We start from the raw sequence: 18,562 nt of genomic DNA, 5'->3' as shown, positions 1-18,562 counted from the left end.
TTTGTCGATTTTAATATCGCATACTCAATTCATCCTTTACCTGTAAACTAGTAGATAACTACTAAATTTTACTATTGCTTCCCATTCTTTCAAAGAACTTAAACCAGCGAACCTATCGTTCAAAGGTCATTTCGTAAGTGTCGGGCGGCGAAACCCATGGCCACACTTTTTATCGTGCGCCTCACCTCGTGATCGTAAAGAGCTGTTGTTATTTTGCTGTACCGTTTTGCAACGGGAGTGCAAAGTAAAGAGAGTCAAACCGAACCACCAAATTTATTTTTCGATTTTCTCGAATTTGTTTTGCTGTCGTTAGCAGCGTAGTGGTTGACTTTCAGTGACTTAAAGAGCGTTGCTTTTTTCAGAAGCGGAGTGCAAAGATAGGAGGCTTTTTGAAACCAGCCAAACATTTTTTCGAAATTCAGTAAGATTTTTTTCGTCTTAACTTCTTTCTAACTGTTTGATTCCCATCCTTTTAAAGAGCGTACCGTTCGTTCGAAGCGGAGTGCAAAGATACGGTTCCCAGAGCGCTCCTTCCAAATCTTTTTTGAAGTATTTTCTCAAAGATCTGTGAAAGGAACCAGGAGACGTTTCACTCCTGTTGTAAACCTGTTGGCCTGTATCCTGTGCCCCTACCTTCAAAAAGCGGACGCAAAGATAGGGACGTCGGGTATCCCTGCCAAGCTTTATTTGTGAACAGGGCGCGAAAAGGCGTGGAACGGAGTGCCTTCGGCCGATATAAGTTTAAATCTCATGTGTTTTTGAAAACGGCACTCGTAGTTTCATGGAGGGAGAGCCGGATACGTGGTATGTTGTCAGGAGGCGCGTCGATACAAAAGCGGTCAGGCTGGCGCAAAGCGTACATTATATATATAGCGGTACCGGGCGGCAAGGCTACCCGCTACTGGATTGCCGCAAGACAAGGTCGGCAGGAAAATCGGTACCGGTGGCCGGCCGCCTGGCCGGAGCGCAGCTTCTCGTTGCAGGGGCTGCCCGTTATCAAAGCCGCAAACACGAAAAGGAGCCGGTGGCTCCTGTTATTGAGGGTACTCCGCCAGCGGCGGGCAGCACTATTGCTGTTGTTTCAGGAAGGTCTGCAGCGCTTCCATCTCGTTGGGACTGAGGGACGACTCGTAGTTATTCGCGCTCTGGGGGCTGCCGGGAGGCGCCCACACGAAAGATTCGCCCTCTTGCTCAGGCTTTGTCAGGTTGAAGAAGAAAACTTGGCCGTCAAGTACAGGATTGACTTCTACCGAGGTGCCGTCGCGGAGCGTAAACAGGAAAGGATAACTGTTGATCATTGTTGCAGTTGGATGAAATGTTTCGGGCCGGAGCCGGGTCCGGCAGCGCAGGAACGCAGCGCCGGTACCTTCCAAAGATACAACGCGTTGCGCAGCGCCACCAAAATTTCGGTAACGGAACACCGGCAATGGGTTTGCGGTTATCGTCCGCCTGCCCGCGCAGCCCCCTCAGCCGTCACCAGCGCGCGCAGCCGCTCCTGCAATGTTTGCACCCGCAGGTTCAGGACGTCCGCCTTTCCGCTTTCCTGATACAACTCGTCGAGCTCCCGCAGCGACGTCTCCAGCTGGGTTGCGTTGATGCTTTTCCCGAGAGACCGCCCGCCCGACAGAATGGCCCTGATCTCGGTATAGTTATCCTTGTAGATCTTCTGGTATTCACCGAACAGCTTCTGCAAGGTGGAAGAGATGTCCTTCGCACCCTTCACGCCATCGGTAGGGTATGCGGGGAGCGCGGGCCCGGCCGCGGCGCCGATGCTGTCGAGCACGGGTACGTCGAGGTAGAGCAGCAGCAGTTCTTCGATCGTCTTGCCCCTGAGCCCCGCCCGCGCCGGGCCGCGGTGCACCAGCGTCACGAGGTCGATGGTGTATTCGCGGATGTCGAAGTGCAGCTCCTGCAGGCGCCCGTTGAGCCGCGCCACCTGCTCCTCGAAGCGGTTGTTGGCGGTCTGCAGCTTCTCGTACTGCGCAAAGTAGCGGCCCATTACCTGCAGGAAGGAGTCGACGTCGGCCCGCTCTACCCGCTTCTCCCGTACCGCCAGGTCGCCCACCAGGGAAATGATGGCCGGGAAGATACCGCCGGCCGGCCCTGCGGTGCCCGGCGTGCGCCCTCCATTGATGATCGACGATAGCACGCCGCTGAACTTGTCGGTATTGGTGCTGCGCGTTTTTTCCAGGATCGGGCGCAGCGACGCCTGCAGCTCCGCCTCCAGCGAGAACCCCATATCCGCGGAAGCCGGGTTATTGAACGCCGTTACGCGGTTGCGGTAGTTCTCCTTCTTCACGAGCGAGCTAAGCGAATTCAGCGAATTCAACGCCGCGTCGAGCAGGTAGGCCGAGGCCACGTAGGGTCGTATTTGTACGGAAGCCGAGCTGCGCGCCAGGTGCACCGAGTCGGGCAGCAGGAGCATCGTCTGCAAACCCTGCGCGCGGCTGGTGGCGGGCATCAGGGCCAGAATAAAGGCAAGGATGCGGAGGCTCATAACATATGAGGATAGACAGGTACCCCGGTATCGGTCGACATGCAGGTACGGATTGGTATGGCTGCATACCTCCACCCCACCGGGTGCCCAATTCAAAAGTAGCGCGGCGACAGGCGCTTCCGTATGGTCCTTTTCCCTTTCGTAAGCGTGACTTTCCGGAATTATGACGGGAATACCACCATTCTTTGAAAAATCCCGTCTCAACAGGTGCGGCGCACACGCGTTATACAGGAAAAAAACCGGAAAACCATGAGGATTTTCCCATTGCCAGCACTTTTTCACGGCGCTACCTTTAAAATAGTTACTCATGCAGACAACGCCACACTATATCGCGCTGTTCCTTATTGCCACGATCCTGGTCATGAGCACGTTGCTCGGGATCCTGATGGGCCTGGTGCTGATTAACCAGAAGCGGCATGAAGTGTACCAATCGAGCCTGGGCGCGCTGCAGGCGCAATACACGCACAGCCTCCTGCTCACCCAGGTAGAAAGCCAGGAACAGACCTTCAAGAATATCGCCCAGGAGATCCACGATAACATCAACCTTTCCCTGACCCTCTCCAAGCTGACCTTGCACCAGCTCGCAGAGCCGAACCCTCCGGAAGACCTCGTGGAGCGGAGCCTCGGCTACATTTCCGACGCCATCCGCGACCTCAGTGCCATCTCGCGAGGGCTCAACGCCGAGATCATCCACCAGCAAGGTCTGTTCAATGCATTGAACGAAGAGATCCTCCGCGTAGAGCGCAGCAGCCGGCTTCGCACCGAGTTCGTGGTCGAGGGAGAGCCCGCCTTTCTTTCGGCCCAGGGCGAGCTGCTGGTGTTCCGGACGATACAGGAGTCGTTCAACAACATCCTGAAGCACGCCCGCGCCAGCAGCGCGCGCCTGCAGATCGTCTTCTGCTCCCAGTGGATCAAGGTGGAAATGCGCGACGACGGGATCGGCTTCGACCCGGAAACGCTCAGCGAGAAAGCCGGGAAGTCGACCGGGCTGCTCACCATCAAGTCGCGCGTGGAACTGTTTGGCGGCTCCTTCCTGGTGGAGTCCGCCCCAGGTTCCGGCACGCGCTTCTATTTCGAACTCCCAATAAATGACCATGATACCGAAACAAACTTACCAGATCGCCCTGGCGGACGACCACACCTTGGTACGCAACGCCCTGGCCCGGCTGATCAACGGGTTTGAGCATTGCGAAGTGCTCCACGAATCCAACGACGGCCGTGAGCTTTTGGACCGACTGAAGGCAGGAAAGGTGCCGGACATCCTGTTGCTGGACCTCAACATGCCCCACCTGAACGGCTACGAGGTGGCGGAGCGCCTGCAGGCAGATTTTCCGGAGGTTCGGGTGCTGATGCTGACGATGTATGATTCCGAGCTTGCCCTGATCCGACTACTCCAGCTGGGCGTGCGCGGGTTCCTGAAAAAGGACGTGCACCCGGCGGAGCTGCGCTCGGCGCTGTATACCGTGATGGACACCGGCTACTATTACTCCACTTCGGCAGCCGGTAAGATTGCGAACCTGTTCCGCACCCAACAGCGCGACAAGAAAAGCCTGCCCAATGCCACCCTCTCGGACCAGGAGATCCGCTTCTTGTCGCTTGCCTGCTCCGACCTCACCTACAAGGAGATTGCGCAGGAGATGCACCTCACGCCGCGGGCGGTGGACGTGCTGCGCGACCAGTTGTTCTTTAAGCTGGATGTTCGGAGCCGGGTGGGTCTGGCGATGCTGGCGTTGAAGAATGGGGTGATAACGGGGTAAAAAGAGCTGGCAATGCTTTAGTAAACTTGGAGCTACTACTCGCGTGCACAATTATCTTTCTAGTTAAATTGATACTCACATGACTGTCTTTGAAAGACTCATTCGCTTTTGGAGGATGAGTTGGTTCTTTCATCCAACTGTGATTGTATGTGGACTAATCTGTCTATACCTAACAATCACGAAATGCAAGAAACATCAGCTAAGGTCCGTTGGAATAATTTACTTAACAGCGGTTATTGGAGTATTTGCAATTACCAACGCTTGTGTAGCGATGACTCAGAACACACGTGGGAACTCGTCCATGGCTAAGTTTTTTAACTACAGCAATATGTATCTCGAACTAGTAGAATTATACACTTTCTACGCAATATTTAATCATCAGATAAAACATCCCCTTCTTACACGGATGCGAAACGTCTTCTTGGTGCTTTATTTAATTGCAGCATTCGTTACAACAACAATTTCAGATCAAACAGGTCTCGCAAGACATATTTTGTTTTGGAGCGAAGTACTGTCTTTTGTTAGCTGCGTGGGTAGTATGCTCGGATTTTGTGCATACGTCTATATCCTACATCACCTTTCGATCTTCAAGATTATCACCAACTGGACGTCAGTTGCAATTTTCTCGTATTCTCTCATTTCAATTCTTATCCTTACGTTAGAAGCAGGAGTTTTCTCAAGGAGCTTTGAACTTGACTCTATTTACAGAGAAATGATTAATACATATCACTATCTTTTAGTTTGTTTTATCTGTGTAGTATTTACAAAAATGGTCATTGGTAAAAAGGAAATGTATCGAATTGGGTTTGAGACACAACCACCGGTAATCCTCTTTAAGTAAATTAGTGAAGCCTCAGCCAACTGGAGACCATCATAAACAGCTCTCCGTGAATTTCTAATGTCCTCATCGTGCATTAAACATTCGGATGCTGGCCTTGAAGAATGGGGTGATAACGGGGTGATGGGGCCGTAGAAATTAGTTTGTATTAGCTTGGTTGACGGTCGGCATTCAGTGATAGTATGGAAGGTCAATGAGAATTACGTCCGAAACTAGTGTAAGCGATGGTTGCGGTCAACATATACAGTTTGCTTTGAGCAACCGACATTTGTATAGTCTCGTTTCGCCTTCGAATCACTATCTATTACGTGCTTACAGTTGATAAAACGAATCTGCATGATTAAACGGGCAGTAGAATACATTTTAGAGTATTGGTCATTCTTTTTCTATCTAAGACCAATTGTACTAATTACAATTCTTTTCTGTCTTTTCAAAATTATTCGGTCACCAAAACGGAACCGCTTAAGAAGCCTATGCATCACATATCTATCCTGCGCTGCATTTATTTTTTCCTATATGGAACCTATTACCTTTCTGAGGCAGGCTCACCTAATAAAAATTTCATTTAAATCTATTACCAAACTGTTCGAATCTATCACATTAGTGTTCCAAATAATCGAATTCTATGTAATCTATACCATAATTAACCTGTCGCTGAATAACCGAGAAATTCGATTAATGAGAAATTTCGGAACAACCGTAGTAGCGCTATTGCTGCCCATCCAGTTTTATTTTATTACGAGTTCGAACTCGTTTCAAACCATACTTTTCAATGGCGAGCTTTTCGCCGGGATCACAAACGCTTTGCTTCTTCCCGGCTTTGTATACTTCGTGTTTTTTTGTTATAAAAGAACGATTCATTCCACCTATACACTTCCGACGATTTTGGGTCTTTTCTGCTATGTAATCACAAGCTTGCTTATCTACCCATGCACCGCTTTCCTCCTAACGGATTATCCAAAAGTGTCGTTCCTTCTTTATTGCTATCATTATATTATAATGATCGTTGTTGTTCTAACAATGAAATATAATATCACAAGTATAGACGAAGGTCCAAACAAACTAATTGCTTTCGACCTCACAAACGCCCAAATGCCAACTAGCAACTAAATACTAGGTGCCCCCTTCCGAAAATGCCAATTTGACAGAATCAGCTTACCTAGTTTCCGTTTTCGGAGCTATTAATATTTTTGGATCGCGCCTCAATCGAAATCACCTGCATGAACGGAGTTTTACTAATAAAGTAGATAGTAATTTTACTATTCGACATGCGGATTATTACGCTTTCTGACCAAGTATCCTTACGAGTGAAATCCCACGAAACCCTTTTCCAAACTACTTCTTTACGCGAATCTGGCCTACATTAAGAGGATACACCTATTCGGATAGTGTTTCTGCGAGTACATTTTTACGTTACCTAAAAACGAAAACTTACTGGTATGAAAACTAAAATCTCGCGCGCTATCCCCCCGATCGGTGATCTTGTATGGTGGGAGAATAACTAACTTTCTTCCTCTTCTACGAAATTTAAAAGGTTTTCTATATTTGGTCAATGACCGAAGCTATAGAAAGCCTTTTTATTTATGTTGCGATCTATATCTCGCTTCTTCCGATTCTTTTCTTTTTCTGGAAGTATAAATCTCTTCGTAACTCGCTCCCTCTAAAGATCGTAGCGGCCTACTGTGCTTGTGAATTTGTCACTAATTATACATCGCTGTGGGTGCCTGTATCCCAGATTCGAAACCTTTACTCAATATTTACAGCACTAGAATACGGCCTTTTTGCATTTCTTTTTTTCTTGTTTATTGCCAATACCAAAGCTAAAAAAGGTATTTACCTCATTAGCTTCGGGTTCTATCTATTTTGGTGTCTCTACCGCATTTTTGGAAAGTACCGTGTATTAGATTCTATCCCTATTGGAGTAGAAACGATTCTAATATTATTAATGGCGTTCTGGTATCTTTTCGAGCAAATGGATAAGGTGACAGACGGTTTCATTTACAATCGCTATCACTTTTGGATCGCATGCGCGATTATGCTTTATCTCGCTGGTTCTTTCTTCTGCTATATTTTCGCCAACCAAGTCGATAAATCCATAATCAACATTTTTTGGATGTTCACGAACATCTTCACAACGATTAAGTGTAGCTTTTTCCTCGTGGCTATGTTAGTTGCTGTTGACAATCGGCGAAATGGAAAAGTGGGACGCCTAAATCAGTTGAGCTTCTAGAAATTATCCAATGTTCCTATTACAAATTGATACTCCATCAGCTGAATCAACAGCACTGCTCTTGGGTACGCTCGGGATGCTGCTATTGGTAGCTGGCCTAATCATTTTCGTTGTTTTCCATCAGCGAAAGGTTATCCGCTACCAATCTCAACTCCAACTCATGGAGCAAGAGCAACAAAAACTCCTCCTCAACGCCTCCGTACGCCTCCAGGAAGAGGAACGCTCCCGCATCGCGGCCGACCTCCACGACGACGCCGGCCCGCTGCTGGCCACCGCCCGCCTCTACCTCAATGAGAACCTCGTGAACCAGGACAAGGCCACCCAGCTCCAGAGCATCTACCAGGCCCGCCAGATCCTCGACGATACCATCCAGCTGATCCGCAACATCTCGCACCAGCTGATGCCCCCTACCCTGCGCAATTTCGGCCTCGAAAGCGCCATCAACGACCTCGCCCAGAAGATCGGCGGCTCCGGCGCTATCAACATCTCCTCGCGCTTCCATGAGTACCGCGACCGCCTCCGGCCCGAAACCGAGCTCCTCATTTTCCGCATCCTCCAGGAGCTCGTAAACAACATACTCAAGCATTCGAAACCCTCCTTTATCCACATCACCCAGCACCTGCAGCACGACCATTTCGTGCTCCGCGTACACCACGACGGGCGCGGCATCGTGCAGTCCGACTTCGAGCGGCTCAACAAGAGCAAAACAGGCCTCGGCCTCAAGAACATCTCGAGCCGCCTCCGTGTCGCCCACGGCCGCATCCTCTTCGAAAAAGACGCCTCCCAGACCTACTACAAGGTGACCCTCGAGGTGCCCCGCGACGAAGCACCCGACACAGATGTGAAAAAATACTAATTTAGCGCCGAGGCCACCCGATTATGTCGACCATCAAAGTAGCTATCGCCGACGACCATAAGATCTTCCGCAAAGGCGTCGTGCTCTCGCTCCGCCCCTATACCAACATCAAATTCGTGCAGGAAGCCGAGAACGGCGCCGAGCTCCTCGCCGGCGTACCCCTCTCCCAGCCCGACGTCGTGCTCATGGACCTGCGCATGCCCATCAAAGACGGCATCGAGACCACCAAGGAGCTTTCCAAGGCCTACCCCGGCATCCGCATCATCGTGCTGTCGATGTACGAGGACGAGCGCTTCGTGTCGCACATGATGGAGAACGGCGCCCAGGGCTACCTGCTCAAGAACGCCGAGCCCCAGGAGATCCGCAAGGCCATCATCGACGTGATGGAGAAGGGCTATTACCTCAACAACTTCGTCAACCGCATCCTGCTCAAGAAGTCGCACTCCCGGCAGAAGGGCGCGCCCTCCCTCGCCACCGAGATCGTGCTCAACGACCGCGAGAAGGACGTCCTCAAATACATCTGCATGGAATTTACCGCCACGGAGATCGCGCAGAAGATGGACATCTCCAACCGCACCGTAGAAGCCATCAAAGACCGACTCATGGAGCGTTTCGGCTCCAAGAACACCGCCGGACTCGTGTTCTTCGCCGTGAAGAACAACCTGGTGGATTAAAGAGGCTACCCACGCGGTGTGAAAAGCGCCCCGGCCGCGCATCCCAGTCCCTGATGCCCGTTCTACGACCACTCCTGTTCCTGCTTCTGTGCCTGCCTGCTGCAGCCGCGGCCCAGCCGGCGCACCGTGCCGCCACGGAGCGCGTTCTTCGGCATACGGCCCGCATGCTGGAGGCACAACTGGGCACCAAAACCTTCCGCCGCCATTTCCGCCTCTACCGGGACGCGAGCTATCGCCAGCTGGCGGAGTACAGTTATCAGCCCCTCGACGCTGCCGGCGACCCGGGGATGACCGTAGTGGCCTACCAGCTCTCCTACATCGTGACCAGCGTTGAAGGAAGGGATACGGTACCCATCGGGACCTTGACGATCCGCACCGACAGCCTTGGCCGCCTCCTGCCGCCGCGCGCCGGCCAGCCGGCACCACAGGCGGCGCTGCGCGCCTGGCGCGACCTCCTCAGGGGCCGCCTGCGCTTCGGGACCAAGGAAGTCTTCAGCTTCCGCAGTAAGCATAAGCTCGGAGCTTACCAGGTGGTGTATGATTGCCGCGATGCCGCCAGCGGGCAGTGGTACTGGTATCTCACCGGCCCGGTGCGCTTTGCTCAAGGCGTACCCCGGTACGTGGAGTACCGGATCGATCCGCGCAGCGGGCGCCGGAAAAGAAGGGTCGTATACCCACCGGCAGAAAAAGGCCCGCAGCCGCCCGTCGACATCCGGGAACCCATAGCCCCGCCGCCCCTTCCCGACACCCTGCCGGTGCGCTCCGACAGCGGCACGCACCGGCTGTGGCCGGCGGCCGGTTCATAAAAAAAGAGACGCACCGGGTGCGTCTCTTTTTTTATGATTGACTTTGCTCGTTAATACCCTAACAGCGCTTCGAGACGCTCGGTCACTTTTTGCGCGTTCGGGAGCATCGCCGCCTCGAGGCCCATATTGAGCGGCACGGCCGGCAGGTTGAGCGCGCCCAGTACTTCTACGGGTGCGTCGAGGGAGCGGAAGCAGGCCTTCGAGATACGCCCGGCCAGCGCTTCGGCAAATGAATTATTCTGCTGCTCCTCGGTAAGCACGAGGCACTTTCCATGCTTCTTCACGGTTCGATAAATCAACTCCTCATCGAGTGGGAAGAGCGTGCGCAGGTCGATGATCTCGACACGTCCCGCCAGGCTTTTCGAAGCAGCCTTTGCCCAGTATACGCCCATGCCATAGGTGATGACGCAGGCACTTTCCCCGTTGGCCACCGCCTCATCGCTCGCCGCCAGTACCACGGCACCCTTGCCGAACGGCAGCACGTAATCGGCCGCGGGCTCGATCGTCTTTGCCTCCTCGGTACCGGGCACCTTGCTCCAGTACAAGCCCTTGTGCTCGAGCATCACCACAGGATTGGGATCGTAATAGGCCGCCTTCATCAGGCCTTTCATATCGGCAGCGTTGGAGGGATATGCGATCTTAATGCCCTTGATGGTGAGCAGCGTCGACTCCACAGAGCCGCTGTGGTAGGGTCCGCCGCCGCCGTAGGCGCCGATGGGTACCCGGATGATGCTCGCGACAGGAAACTTGCCGCAGGAGAGGTAGCAGCTTTTCGAGATCTCCGTCACGAGCTGGTTGAAGCCGGGGTAGATATAATCAGCGAATTGTACTTCCACGATCGGCTTCAGGCCTACGGCGCTCATGCCCACGGTGGAGCCGATGATGTAGGCTTCCTGGATGGCCGTGTTGAACACGCGGTGATCACCGAACTGCTCGCCGAGGGTAGCCGCCTCGCGGAACACGCCGCCGAGGCGCTTGCCCACATCCTGGCCGTAGATCAGGCACTCGGGGTGCTGTGCCATGAGCTCGCGGATCGCGAAGAGGGCAGCGTCCACCAGGATGACCTTGTCTTTCCCGGCCGGTGTCCGCTCCCCTTTCTCTTCGGTGATAGGCGTCGGCGCAAACACATGATCCTGCACCGTGGCGGCCGACGGCTCGGGGGCCGCAACCGCCCGCTCAAAGGCACTGGCTACCTCTGTCGTCACTTCCTGTTCGATACGCGTCAGTTGCGCCGGGTCCACGGTGCCGGCCAGCTTCTGGCGCAGGAGTACCAGTGGGTCGGTGCAGGCATGCTTGGCGAGGTCGTCCTCGCTGCGGTAAAATTCCTTGCGCACCCCGGAGGTATGGTGGTTGAGCAGGCAGGTCTTTGCGTGCACGAGCCAGGGCTTGCGCTGCGCGCGCACGTGGCTGATTACCTTACGCATTGTTTCATACGAGGCCTCGAAGTCAGTGCCATCGATGCGCACGCGGTTAAGTCCTTTGAAGCCGGCGGCATATTCGTAGGCATCCATGGCCCGGCCTTCCTCGGCCGTTACGGAGATGCCCCATTCGTTGTCCTGCACGAGGTAGATGATGGGCAGACCCTTCAGCACCGCAAACTGCAGTGCCTCGCTCACCTCCCCTTCCGTAACTGACGCATCGCCGAGGGAGCAGATCACCACGGGCAGCTCGCCTTCGGGGCCGCGCTCCAGTCCGTCATGGTTAATTGCCTCAAGGTAATGGATGCCCTGGGCCACGCCGGTGGTGGGGATCGCCTGCATGCCGGTGGCGGAGCTCTGGTGAATGATCTTCGGCTTGCCTGCGGCGCGGCTGTTGGGATGCGCATAGTAGGAGCGGCCACCGGTGAACGGATCGTCGCCTTTCGTAAGGAGCTGCAGCATGAGCTCGTAGGGCGTCCAGCCCATTCCGAGCAGCAGGCTTTCGTCGCGATAGTAAGGACTTACCCAGTCGCAGGGCAGCAGCTGCATGGCCGTGGCGAGCTGTATGGCCTCGTGGCCGCGGGACGTGGAGTGTACGTACTTGGTGATGGGTCGGTTGGCTTCGTAAGTCTCGGCCATTTTCAGCACGCGGAACATCTGGCGGTAGGCGGATAGCAAGAGATCGTGATCCATACGGGCGCAAAGATAAAGCCGACGCCCTACGGGACGGAACAATTGAACAAGGAACAAGGAACAAGGAACATCGAACCGGAGCGACAAAAAACGGAGGAACCTTGGTTCCTCCGTCACTTCGCTATTCGAAAATTCCTTGTTCTGCTGGTCTACTTGACCTCCAGCTTCAGCAGGCTTTGTTCGCCGAGGAAGGCCTCGAGCTCGTCGCCAACGACCACTTCGCCGACTCCCGCCGGGGTACCGGTGTAAATGAGGTCGCCGATGTTGATGGAGAAGTACTGCGAGATATGACTTACGATGGCGTCGAAGGAATGGATCATGTCGCGGGAGTTGCCCTGCTGCACCACGTGGCCGTTCTTCCGGAACGAGAAGTCGATGTTCTTGCGGTCCTTGATGTCTGCAAACGGCACCCACTTGCCGGCCACGGCCGAATTGTCCCAGGCCTTGGCCTTCTCCCAGGGCAGGCCTTTCTTCTTCAGGTCGTTCTGCAGGTCGCGGGCGGTGAAGTCGATCCCGAGGGTGAGGGCGTCGTAATATTTGCCCGCCTGGGGCGCCTGCACGTACTTCCCGTTCTTGCATACGCGGAGCACGAGCTCGCACTCGTAGTGGAGCTCATTGGTGAACTCCGGGTAGTAAAATGGCATATGGGCCTGAAGGAGCGCATTCTTGGGCTTCATAAAGATCACCGGTTCCTCGGGAACGGCGTTGCCCAGCTCCTTGGCATGCTCGGCATAATTCCGGCCTACGCAAAAAATCTTCATACAGGTGGTTTTTGGTCATATACGGGATACGCCGGGAGCGTTGATCCTGCATAAGCTAGGTTTTCGGAAGGATAAGGATGCTACGGGCAGTACCGTTGTCGAAATAAAAATAGGCAATCCGCGCTTAGTTCAAACGGAGAGATCGAGATTATTTACCGTGTTCATAGTGGCGGTGAGCCCGATGGTGGAAATGTTCTCGATGATCTCGATGCACCGGTCGATCTTCTTCAGCACGAGCGGCTCTTCGGCCGGGAGCCATTTGCCGAGTACGAAGTCGGCCTGCCGGCCCTTGGGGTAGTTGTTACCAATGCCGAAGCGGAGGCGCGGGTATTCCTGCGTGCCGAGCACGGCCTCGATGTCCTTGAGCCCGTTGTGGCCGGCTGCGGACCCGCCGGGCCGCAGGCGCAGCTTGGAGAGCGGCAGGGCAAGGTCGTCCACGATCACCAGCATCTGCTCGGCGGAGAACCGCTCCTTGTCCATCCAGTACTTCACCGACGCGCCGCTGCGGTTCATATAGGTGGTGGGACAGATACACACGAAGAGGCGGCCTTTCCAGCGCACTTCGGCCTTATAAGCGAGGCGTTCCGAGGAAAAAGAGCCGCCGTGCTTGCGCACGAAGGCATTGGCCACGTCGAAGCCGATATTGTGGCGGGTATGGGCATACTCGTCGCCGATGTTGCCGAGACCCACGATGAGGAACTTGTTCATGCAAGGCAAATCTAGTCGCTGATCCCAGATCTCGGATCGCGGATCTCAGATTTGTTTACCGCACAAACGGTACTTCATTGATTCCACTGTCTAAAAAGCTGGTTGCAAACCTGAAATCTTCGAACACGAGCGTGGTTGATCCGGAAAGAAAGTTAGGGCCCAGAACAGATCACAGATCTGAGATTTGAGATCTGAGATCCTCTAAAAAGAAAGCCCCGACGGAATCGTCGGGGCTTTCTTTTTAGAGGCGCTATTACTTCTTGCCTTTGGCAGGAGCGGCCTTGGCGGCAGCTGCTTCTTCCTGGCGCAGGGCACGCGTCGTAACGATCGACACGATGGGGATACGCGGGGAGTTGAGCACTTCGTAGTTCTCGGTCACGATGTCCTGAACGCGGAGGTTGGCACCGATCTCGAGGGCATCTACGGGTACTTCGATCTGCTCTTTCAGGTACTTCGGCAGGGTCTTCACTTTGAGGGCCTTCATCTTGGTCTCCAGACGGCCGCCGGCGCGCACGCCCAGAGCAGTACCGGTAAACTTGATCGGAATGGTAGCGACCACTTTCTTGTCTTCTACCAGCTCCAGCAGGTCTACGTGGATCAGCTCGTCGGAGATCTTGTCGAACTGGAGATCCTTCAGGATGCAGCGGGTCGTTTTGCCGTCGATGGTCACATCAACGAGCTGGAAGCTCGGGGTATATACGATCGGGCGCAGCGCTCGGGCAGAGGTCGTGAAGTTGATCTCTTTTGCACCCCCGTAAATTACACCGGGCACGAGTTCCTGAGAGCGCAGTTGGCGGGTGGCTGACTTGCCAAATGCGGTCCTCAGTTGTCCTTCGATTGTAATTGCTTTCATTATTGAGGTTTTAAAAATGACATGCTAAAATTTGAGGTTCGACGCTTGCTGTCTGAGGCTGTTCGGACCAACTTCAGACTTCAAACACCCAACATCAAACGGTCCTACTTATTCCTTCTCTGCGAATGAATGAACAGGTTGTTGATGCTCTTGTTCTCGTGGGCGTTGCGGATGGCGACGGCAAAAAGCTCGGCCACCGACAGCACCTTGATCTTGGAAGACTCGCCGCGCAGGGGGATCGTGTCGCAGACCACAAGCTCCTCGAGAACAGAGTTCTCGATATTCTCGTAGGCCTTGCCGCTCAGCACCGGGTGGGTGACGAGCGCACGAACGCTGCGGGCGCCTTTTTCCTTTAAAAGAGCGGCGGACTTGGCCAGCGTGCCGGCCGTATCGCAGATGTCATCGATGATGATCACATCGCGGTCCGTTACATCCCCGATCACCTGCATCGACGCGATCTCATTCGCGCGTTTACGGTGCTTGTCGCAGATCACCATATGGGCGTTGAAATAAGTGGCTATTTCACGGATCCGGTTGGTGGCACCTACGTCGGGGGCCGCAAAGGTAAGGTTTTCGAGCCGGAGTTGCGTTATATATGGTATAAAAACCGCAGATGAGTCCAGGTGATCCATCGGGATATCGAAAAAAGCCTGGATCTGGGGGGCGTGGAGATCCATGGTGATGACCCGGTCGGCGCCGGCCGCCACGAGCATATTGGCAACCAGCTTGGAACCGATGGCCACGCGGGGCTTGTCTTTCCGGTCCTGCCGGGCATAACCGTAATAGGGCAGCACCGCCACGATCTTGGATGCCGAAGCCCTACGGGCTGCGTCGATCATGAGCAGGAGCTCCATCAGGTTATCGGAGGGGGCATAGGTGCTTTGCACGAGGAAAACGACGTCGCCACGGATGCTTTCATTGAAAACCGGCAGGATCTCGCCATCGGAAAAGCGCTGGATGGTGATCTCACCTACTTTACAGCCATAGCGCTCGCAAATTTGCTGGGTCAGCTTCTGCGAGCCGATGCCCGAGAAGATCTTGGCAGAAGGTTGCAGCATGGGAAAAAATGTGCGGCGAAGATAGTCAGATGCCGCACATTTTCGCCTGCTAAATTCACCGGTAGGCAACAGCTGTGAGGCCGGGATCGCCCGCTCCCGCGGTGGGCCCGGGCTCCGGACCATTGATGCCATAATAAACGGAGCGGCAAACGAAAAGCGCCATGAAAAGGGTGATGCCGTACACGAGCACGAAGAAGAGCACAGGGTGGAGTGCGCCCATAGAGGCTTTGGATCTGGGGTTCATAGGGGTGGTTTTAAAAGGTATTGAGGATTTTGAACTGGTGTAAAAATAATTGTTAAATTAAACTCATGCAAGCGCAGAAATACTCGATTAAGGAATGGGCAAAAGACGACCGGCCGCGCGAAAAACTACTCCTGAAGGGCGCTGAGGCCCTTTCCGACTCGGAATTGCTGGCCATCCTGATCGGCAACGGCACGAGGTCGCGCAGCGCGCTTGACCTCGCCCGCGAGGTGCTGCAGGGCGTACGCAACGACCTGGGAGCGCTTGGCCGCCTCTCGGTTGCCGACCTGCAAAAGGTGCCCGGTATCGGTGCCGCAAAGGCCGTAACGCTTGTCGCGGCGCTCGAGCTCGGCCGGCGGCGGCAAGCTGCCGGATTCAGCGGCAAGGCCTCCGTCAGCAGCAGCCAGGAGGTGGCCGGCTACTTGCAAGGACTGCTCCGCGACCACCGGCACGAGGTGTTTTGCGTACTTTACCTGAACCGCGCCAACAAGGTCAACCATTACGAGATCGTCAGCGTCGGGGGCATTACCGGCACTGTCGCCGATCCGCGGATCATCCTCAGGCGGGCCCTCGAGGAAGACGCCGTGAGCCTGATCCTCTGCCACAATCATCCTTCCGGCAACCTGCGCCCGAGCCGGGCGGACGAGGAGCTGACCACCAAGATCCGGGAGGCCGCGCGCTTCTTCGATATCCGCGTACTCGACCACCTCATCGTCAGCAATGAAGGTTACTTCTCCTTTGCCGACGAAGGCCTCTTGTGAGGATCTCAGATCCGGGATCTGTGATCTTGGATCTGCTGAAAGAGCGACGACTTTTTATGCTGTTGTCATTCACTTTGGCTTACAATTCAGGATGGCCCCGATCAGAAGGTGGAACGCGGCTTTGCTGGATTACGTGACGCACTCGCTAGGTCCCTTGTTAGAGGAACTCCGGCTCCTGTAACAGATCTCAGATCCACGATCCCAGATCTGAGATCCGCATAAAAAAGGAAGCCCCCACTTTAAGCGGGGGCTTCCTTTTTTATGCGTTTTTATGCTTGTCCGGCAGGGCCTCCGAACATCATCGGCACCTGCATCTCTTCGAGGTCCTTGATCTCGCCGTTGGCCGACTCATAGCGGTGCACGTTCTCGGCAAGTGCTTTCATGAACCGCTTCGCATGCTGTGGGGTGAAGATGATGCGGGCCTTCACCTTGCTTTTGGGCGTACCCGGCATCACGTTTACGAAATCAATCACGAACTCGGCGTCGGAGTGCGTTACGATCGCGAGGTTGGCGTAGCTCCCTTCGGCGATTTCCTCAGTGATTTCTATGTTCAGCCCCAACGGCTGCTTGGCAGAATCATTCATCCGGCAAAGCTACTTATTCAGGGCCAGAAAAACCTGCTTCAGTGTCAGCTCGGGGTTGGCTGCTATCGGGTAGTCGATGAACAGTTGACCGGGGCTCGTGAGCTGAGGAAACTCCTTCTCCACCGACGACTGGTTGGGCTTCAGCTTCTTGAACTGGTTCTTGGCGTGGTCAAAGTAATAGAATTCAAACTCCAGGTTGAACTGGCGGAGGTCAGCATCCACATAGCTGGTGGTCACGATCCCGAGGGTGGACTTATACTTCTTGAAGAGACTGTACTTGGGACCGGCGGATACGCGCTGATAAAGCGTGTTGCCCGAGGTTCCGAGGGCCTTGCCGCTTACGAATACCAGTTGCTGATCGGGAAGGCCGATCGCCGGGTCGGGACGAAGCCGGAACGAATCCACGTCCTTAGCGTCCTTGACCAGGGGCTTCGTGGGATTTTCCTTTGTATAGAACTCGACTTGCTGGTTATAGGTATTGTAGCTGACACGGATGTTGAGGGCCATCTCCCCGGGGCTGTACAGGTCGCCGGTATGGCGTTCGCCGAAGAGATATTGGGTGCCGACCACTTTATAGGCACTGATGCGCTGGTAAGTGCCGTCCCCTTTTTCCAGCAGGATCCGGTTATAGGCCTGAGCGGCGTCGGAATACGACATTTGCTGGGCGTAGGCCGGCGCTGCTGCCAGCACGGTAAAAAGGGCGAGGATGCTTTTTCTCATAATAGGTGTTCGTTAGGTAATGAAGTTAAGAAATCCGGGGGATACCGGGCCCGTAATTGTACGGACTGTACACCAGACCGTACAAAAAAGAGAAAGGGCTGCATGAAGCAGCCCTTTCTTTAGAAAATCCGTGATCCCTTAGGGACGGGGGGATTTGTACACCAGCGTGTCGAAGAAGGCACGCAGGGGGTTGTTGTTGTAGTTCCAGTACACGAACATCGTGTCGTTGGTCGTACCCGGGTTGTCGCGGAAGCGGCTCACACCGGCACCAGCACCCGTGAACATCGTGATGGGCACGGAGGCATCGAGGTTACGAACGTCCGTTACCAAATCGGTAGTGGTGTTGAACGTAACGATCGGGGAGATCGCAGCGCCATACCAGCTGAGGGAGTTGTTGGGACCCACGCCGATGGGGTGGCCTTTCGAATTCACCTCGGGCCAGTAGAAGTATACGGAAGCCGGACCCTGGGTGATCATGTGCATCTCCGTGTTGTAACGGAAGGTGTAGGGCGTACGGTTGTGGTAACCGGTCAGCTGATACACACCGTCATACTTGTTCTTGATGTTGATACGCACCAGCACCGTACGGGAGTTCTCGGCAACCTGGTAGCCGCCACCCACATTGGTGATGCGGTAACCGATGGCGTAGGTAGAATCCGGGTTCAGCGCCTGGGTATTGGTGATGGAGATCGTCAGGTTGTTCACGAAGCCGCTGTCCTTACGGATCACCGGGCTCATGTTGCTGAGCGTGTAGGTGCCGGCGGGCAGGATTGCGAGGGCGGAGTCGCCGGAACCTTCTGCACGGCCAGCGGCGCGGGCAGCGGTAACGACGGACTCATCGGCCACGATGGTAACCGGCACGTCTACAGTAGCCGTGCGCTGGCCTTCGATCGTGAGGGCAGGGCCGGCGATCACCACCGGGGTGGCGGCCGACGTGATACCCACATTCACACCCGATGCTTCCTGAGCGAATGCTACAGCGGGCTTCGTGTCGTTAACTTGGATACCATACTTCTGGTCCTCAAAGTCCTTGTCCTTCAAGCACCCGGTTACAGCGACGAGCGAGGCGATCGCCACTGCCGAATATAATACGGTCTTTTTCATCTT

General features: G+C 54.5%; 18 protein-coding genes. 7 read left to right on the top strand and 11 right to left on the bottom strand.

Translation table 11 applies throughout. The features are described 5' to 3' along the window. Window positions 1-1,067: 1,067 nt before the first annotated feature. On the bottom strand, window positions 1,068-1,298 hold the full coding sequence (locus ABD937_RS02395; protein WP_345253075.1) for a hypothetical protein: 231 nt from the start codon (window positions 1,296-1,298) through the stop codon (window positions 1,068-1,070). A gap of 140 nt (window positions 1,299-1,438) precedes the next feature. Further along, the gene (locus ABD937_RS02390) at window positions 1,439-2,497 is read right to left on the bottom strand and encodes a hypothetical protein (protein WP_345253074.1); all 1,059 of its coding nucleotides are present in this window, start codon (window positions 2,495-2,497) and stop codon (window positions 1,439-1,441) included. Between the two features lie 307 nt (window positions 2,498-2,804). Here ABD937_RS02390 and ABD937_RS02385 point away from each other — a divergent pair, with 307 nt between their 5' ends. From ABD937_RS02385 to ABD937_RS02360, 6 genes are all read left to right on the top strand, one after another. Continuing rightward, window positions 2,805-3,680: a sensor histidine kinase gene (locus ABD937_RS02385; protein WP_345253073.1), complete on the top strand. Its 876-nt coding sequence runs from the start codon at window positions 2,805-2,807 to the stop codon at window positions 3,678-3,680. After that, window positions 3,592-4,254 (top strand): response regulator transcription factor, encoded by a 663-nt coding sequence (locus ABD937_RS02380; RefSeq protein WP_345253072.1) that lies wholly within the window; start codon window positions 3,592-3,594, stop codon window positions 4,252-4,254. Before ABD937_RS02385 ends, ABD937_RS02380 begins: the two co-directional genes overlap by 89 nt. Window positions 4,255-6,644: 2,390 nt before the next feature. Beyond that, complete coding sequence (locus ABD937_RS02375; protein WP_345253070.1) at window positions 6,645-7,322, top strand: hypothetical protein; 678 nt, start codon at window positions 6,645-6,647, stop codon at window positions 7,320-7,322. A 160-nt stretch (window positions 7,323-7,482) separates the two neighbouring features. Then, window positions 7,483-8,178 carry a sensor histidine kinase gene (locus tag ABD937_RS02370; RefSeq protein ID WP_345253069.1) on the top strand — a complete coding sequence of 232 codons (696 nt, stop codon included), beginning with the start codon at window positions 7,483-7,485 and terminating at the stop codon, window positions 8,176-8,178. A 23-nt stretch (window positions 8,179-8,201) separates the two neighbouring features. Beyond that, on the top strand, window positions 8,202-8,852 hold the full coding sequence (locus ABD937_RS02365; protein ID WP_345253067.1) for a response regulator: 651 nt from the start codon (window positions 8,202-8,204) through the stop codon (window positions 8,850-8,852). A 53-nt stretch (window positions 8,853-8,905) separates the two neighbouring features. After that, window positions 8,906-9,658, top strand: coding sequence for a hypothetical protein (locus ABD937_RS02360; protein ID WP_345253066.1), 753 nt, complete (start codon window positions 8,906-8,908; stop codon window positions 9,656-9,658). Between the two features lie 50 nt (window positions 9,659-9,708). Here ABD937_RS02360 and ABD937_RS02355 read toward each other — a convergent pair whose 3' ends face one another. The 6 genes from ABD937_RS02355 to ABD937_RS02330 all read right to left on the bottom strand — a co-directional run bounded on the left by ABD937_RS02355 (window position 9,709) and on the right by ABD937_RS02330 (window position 15,393). Further along, on the bottom strand, window positions 9,709-11,769 hold the full coding sequence (locus ABD937_RS02355; protein WP_345253065.1) for an alpha-ketoacid dehydrogenase subunit alpha/beta: 2,061 nt from the start codon (window positions 11,767-11,769) through the stop codon (window positions 9,709-9,711). A 149-nt stretch (window positions 11,770-11,918) separates the two neighbouring features. Next, window positions 11,919-12,530, bottom strand: a complete 612-nt coding sequence (locus ABD937_RS02350; protein ID WP_345253064.1) for a fumarylacetoacetate hydrolase family protein — start codon at window positions 12,528-12,530, stop codon at window positions 11,919-11,921. 129 nt (window positions 12,531-12,659) lie between these two features. After that, window positions 12,660-13,238 carry an aminoacyl-tRNA hydrolase gene (pth, locus tag ABD937_RS02345; RefSeq protein ID WP_345253063.1) on the bottom strand — a complete coding sequence of 193 codons (579 nt, stop codon included), beginning with the start codon at window positions 13,236-13,238 and terminating at the stop codon, window positions 12,660-12,662. Window positions 13,239-13,491: 253 nt separating this feature from the next. After that, a complete protein-coding gene (locus tag ABD937_RS02340) occupies window positions 13,492-14,091 on the bottom strand; it encodes a 50S ribosomal protein L25 (protein WP_345253061.1) in 600 nt (199 codons plus the stop codon). A gap of 104 nt (window positions 14,092-14,195) precedes the next feature. Beyond that, window positions 14,196-15,149, bottom strand: coding sequence for a ribose-phosphate pyrophosphokinase (locus ABD937_RS02335; RefSeq protein WP_345253060.1), 954 nt, complete (start codon window positions 15,147-15,149; stop codon window positions 14,196-14,198). 55 nt (window positions 15,150-15,204) lie between these two features. Further along, window positions 15,205-15,393: a hypothetical protein gene (locus ABD937_RS02330; protein WP_345253058.1), complete on the bottom strand. Its 189-nt coding sequence runs from the start codon at window positions 15,391-15,393 to the stop codon at window positions 15,205-15,207. Between the two features lie 65 nt (window positions 15,394-15,458). Here ABD937_RS02330 and radC point away from each other — a divergent pair, with 65 nt between their 5' ends. Further along, on the top strand, window positions 15,459-16,151 hold the full coding sequence (gene radC, locus ABD937_RS02325; protein WP_345253057.1) for a RadC family protein: 693 nt from the start codon (window positions 15,459-15,461) through the stop codon (window positions 16,149-16,151). A 269-nt stretch (window positions 16,152-16,420) separates the two neighbouring features. Here the strand turns inward: radC and ABD937_RS02320 are convergent, their stop codons facing one another. The 3 genes from ABD937_RS02320 to ABD937_RS02310 all read right to left on the bottom strand — a co-directional run bounded on the left by ABD937_RS02320 (window position 16,421) and on the right by ABD937_RS02310 (window position 18,559). Further along, window positions 16,421-16,735, bottom strand: a complete 315-nt coding sequence (locus tag ABD937_RS02320) for a DUF3467 domain-containing protein (protein ID WP_345253056.1) — start codon at window positions 16,733-16,735, stop codon at window positions 16,421-16,423. Window positions 16,736-16,744: 9 nt separating this feature from the next. Beyond that, on the bottom strand, window positions 16,745-17,455 hold the full coding sequence (locus ABD937_RS02315; protein ID WP_345253054.1) for a hypothetical protein: 711 nt from the start codon (window positions 17,453-17,455) through the stop codon (window positions 16,745-16,747). A gap of 138 nt (window positions 17,456-17,593) precedes the next feature. After that, window positions 17,594-18,559: a DUF1735 domain-containing protein gene (locus ABD937_RS02310; protein WP_345253052.1), complete on the bottom strand. Its 966-nt coding sequence runs from the start codon at window positions 18,557-18,559 to the stop codon at window positions 17,594-17,596. Window positions 18,560-18,562: the final 3 nt, after the last annotated feature.

It is taken from the genome of Flaviaestuariibacter amylovorans, from assembly GCF_039541815.1.
In the GTDB taxonomy this organism is placed as follows: Bacteria; Bacteroidota; Bacteroidia; order Chitinophagales; family Chitinophagaceae; genus Flavisolibacter; species Flavisolibacter amylovorans.
This window is presented reverse-complemented; position numbering and strand designations above follow the sequence as displayed.

Bases quoted from the DNA above. Each gene is read 5' to 3' on its own strand.
- ABD937_RS02335 (WP_345253060.1), bottom strand. From the start codon at position 15,149: ATGCTGCAACCTTCTGCCAAGATCTTCTCGGGCATCGGCTCGCAGAAG.
- ABD937_RS02360 (WP_345253066.1), top strand. From the start codon at position 8,906: ATGCCCGTTCTACGACCACTCCTGTTCCTGCTTCTGTGCCTGCCTGCT.
- ABD937_RS02380 (WP_345253072.1), top strand. From the start codon at position 3,592: ATGATACCGAAACAAACTTACCAGATCGCCCTGGCGGACGACCACACC.
- ABD937_RS02315 (WP_345253054.1), bottom strand. From the start codon at position 17,455: ATGAGAAAAAGCATCCTCGCCCTTTTTACCGTGCTGGCAGCAGCGCCG.
- radC (WP_345253057.1), top strand. From the start codon at position 15,459: ATGCAAGCGCAGAAATACTCGATTAAGGAATGGGCAAAAGACGACCGG.
- ABD937_RS02375 (WP_345253070.1), top strand. From the start codon at position 6,645: ATGACCGAAGCTATAGAAAGCCTTTTTATTTATGTTGCGATCTATATC.
- ABD937_RS02310 (WP_345253052.1), bottom strand. From the start codon at position 18,559: ATGAAAAAGACCGTATTATATTCGGCAGTGGCGATCGCCTCGCTCGTC.
- ABD937_RS02340 (WP_345253061.1), bottom strand. From the start codon at position 14,091: ATGAAAGCAATTACAATCGAAGGACAACTGAGGACCGCATTTGGCAAG.
- ABD937_RS02350 (WP_345253064.1), bottom strand. From the start codon at position 12,530: ATGAAGATTTTTTGCGTAGGCCGGAATTATGCCGAGCATGCCAAGGAG.
- ABD937_RS02370 (WP_345253069.1), top strand. From the start codon at position 7,483: ATGGAGCAAGAGCAACAAAAACTCCTCCTCAACGCCTCCGTACGCCTC.
- ABD937_RS02395 (WP_345253075.1), bottom strand. From the start codon at position 1,298: ATGATCAACAGTTATCCTTTCCTGTTTACGCTCCGCGACGGCACCTCG.
- ABD937_RS02330 (WP_345253058.1), bottom strand. From the start codon at position 15,393: ATGAACCCCAGATCCAAAGCCTCTATGGGCGCACTCCACCCTGTGCTC.
- ABD937_RS02365 (WP_345253067.1), top strand. From the start codon at position 8,202: ATGTCGACCATCAAAGTAGCTATCGCCGACGACCATAAGATCTTCCGC.
- ABD937_RS02355 (WP_345253065.1), bottom strand. From the start codon at position 11,769: ATGGATCACGATCTCTTGCTATCCGCCTACCGCCAGATGTTCCGCGTG.
- ABD937_RS02390 (WP_345253074.1), bottom strand. From the start codon at position 2,497: ATGAGCCTCCGCATCCTTGCCTTTATTCTGGCCCTGATGCCCGCCACC.
- ABD937_RS02320 (WP_345253056.1), bottom strand. From the start codon at position 16,735: ATGAATGATTCTGCCAAGCAGCCGTTGGGGCTGAACATAGAAATCACT.
- ABD937_RS02385 (WP_345253073.1), top strand. From the start codon at position 2,805: ATGCAGACAACGCCACACTATATCGCGCTGTTCCTTATTGCCACGATC.
- pth (WP_345253063.1), bottom strand. From the start codon at position 13,238: ATGAACAAGTTCCTCATCGTGGGTCTCGGCAACATCGGCGACGAGTAT.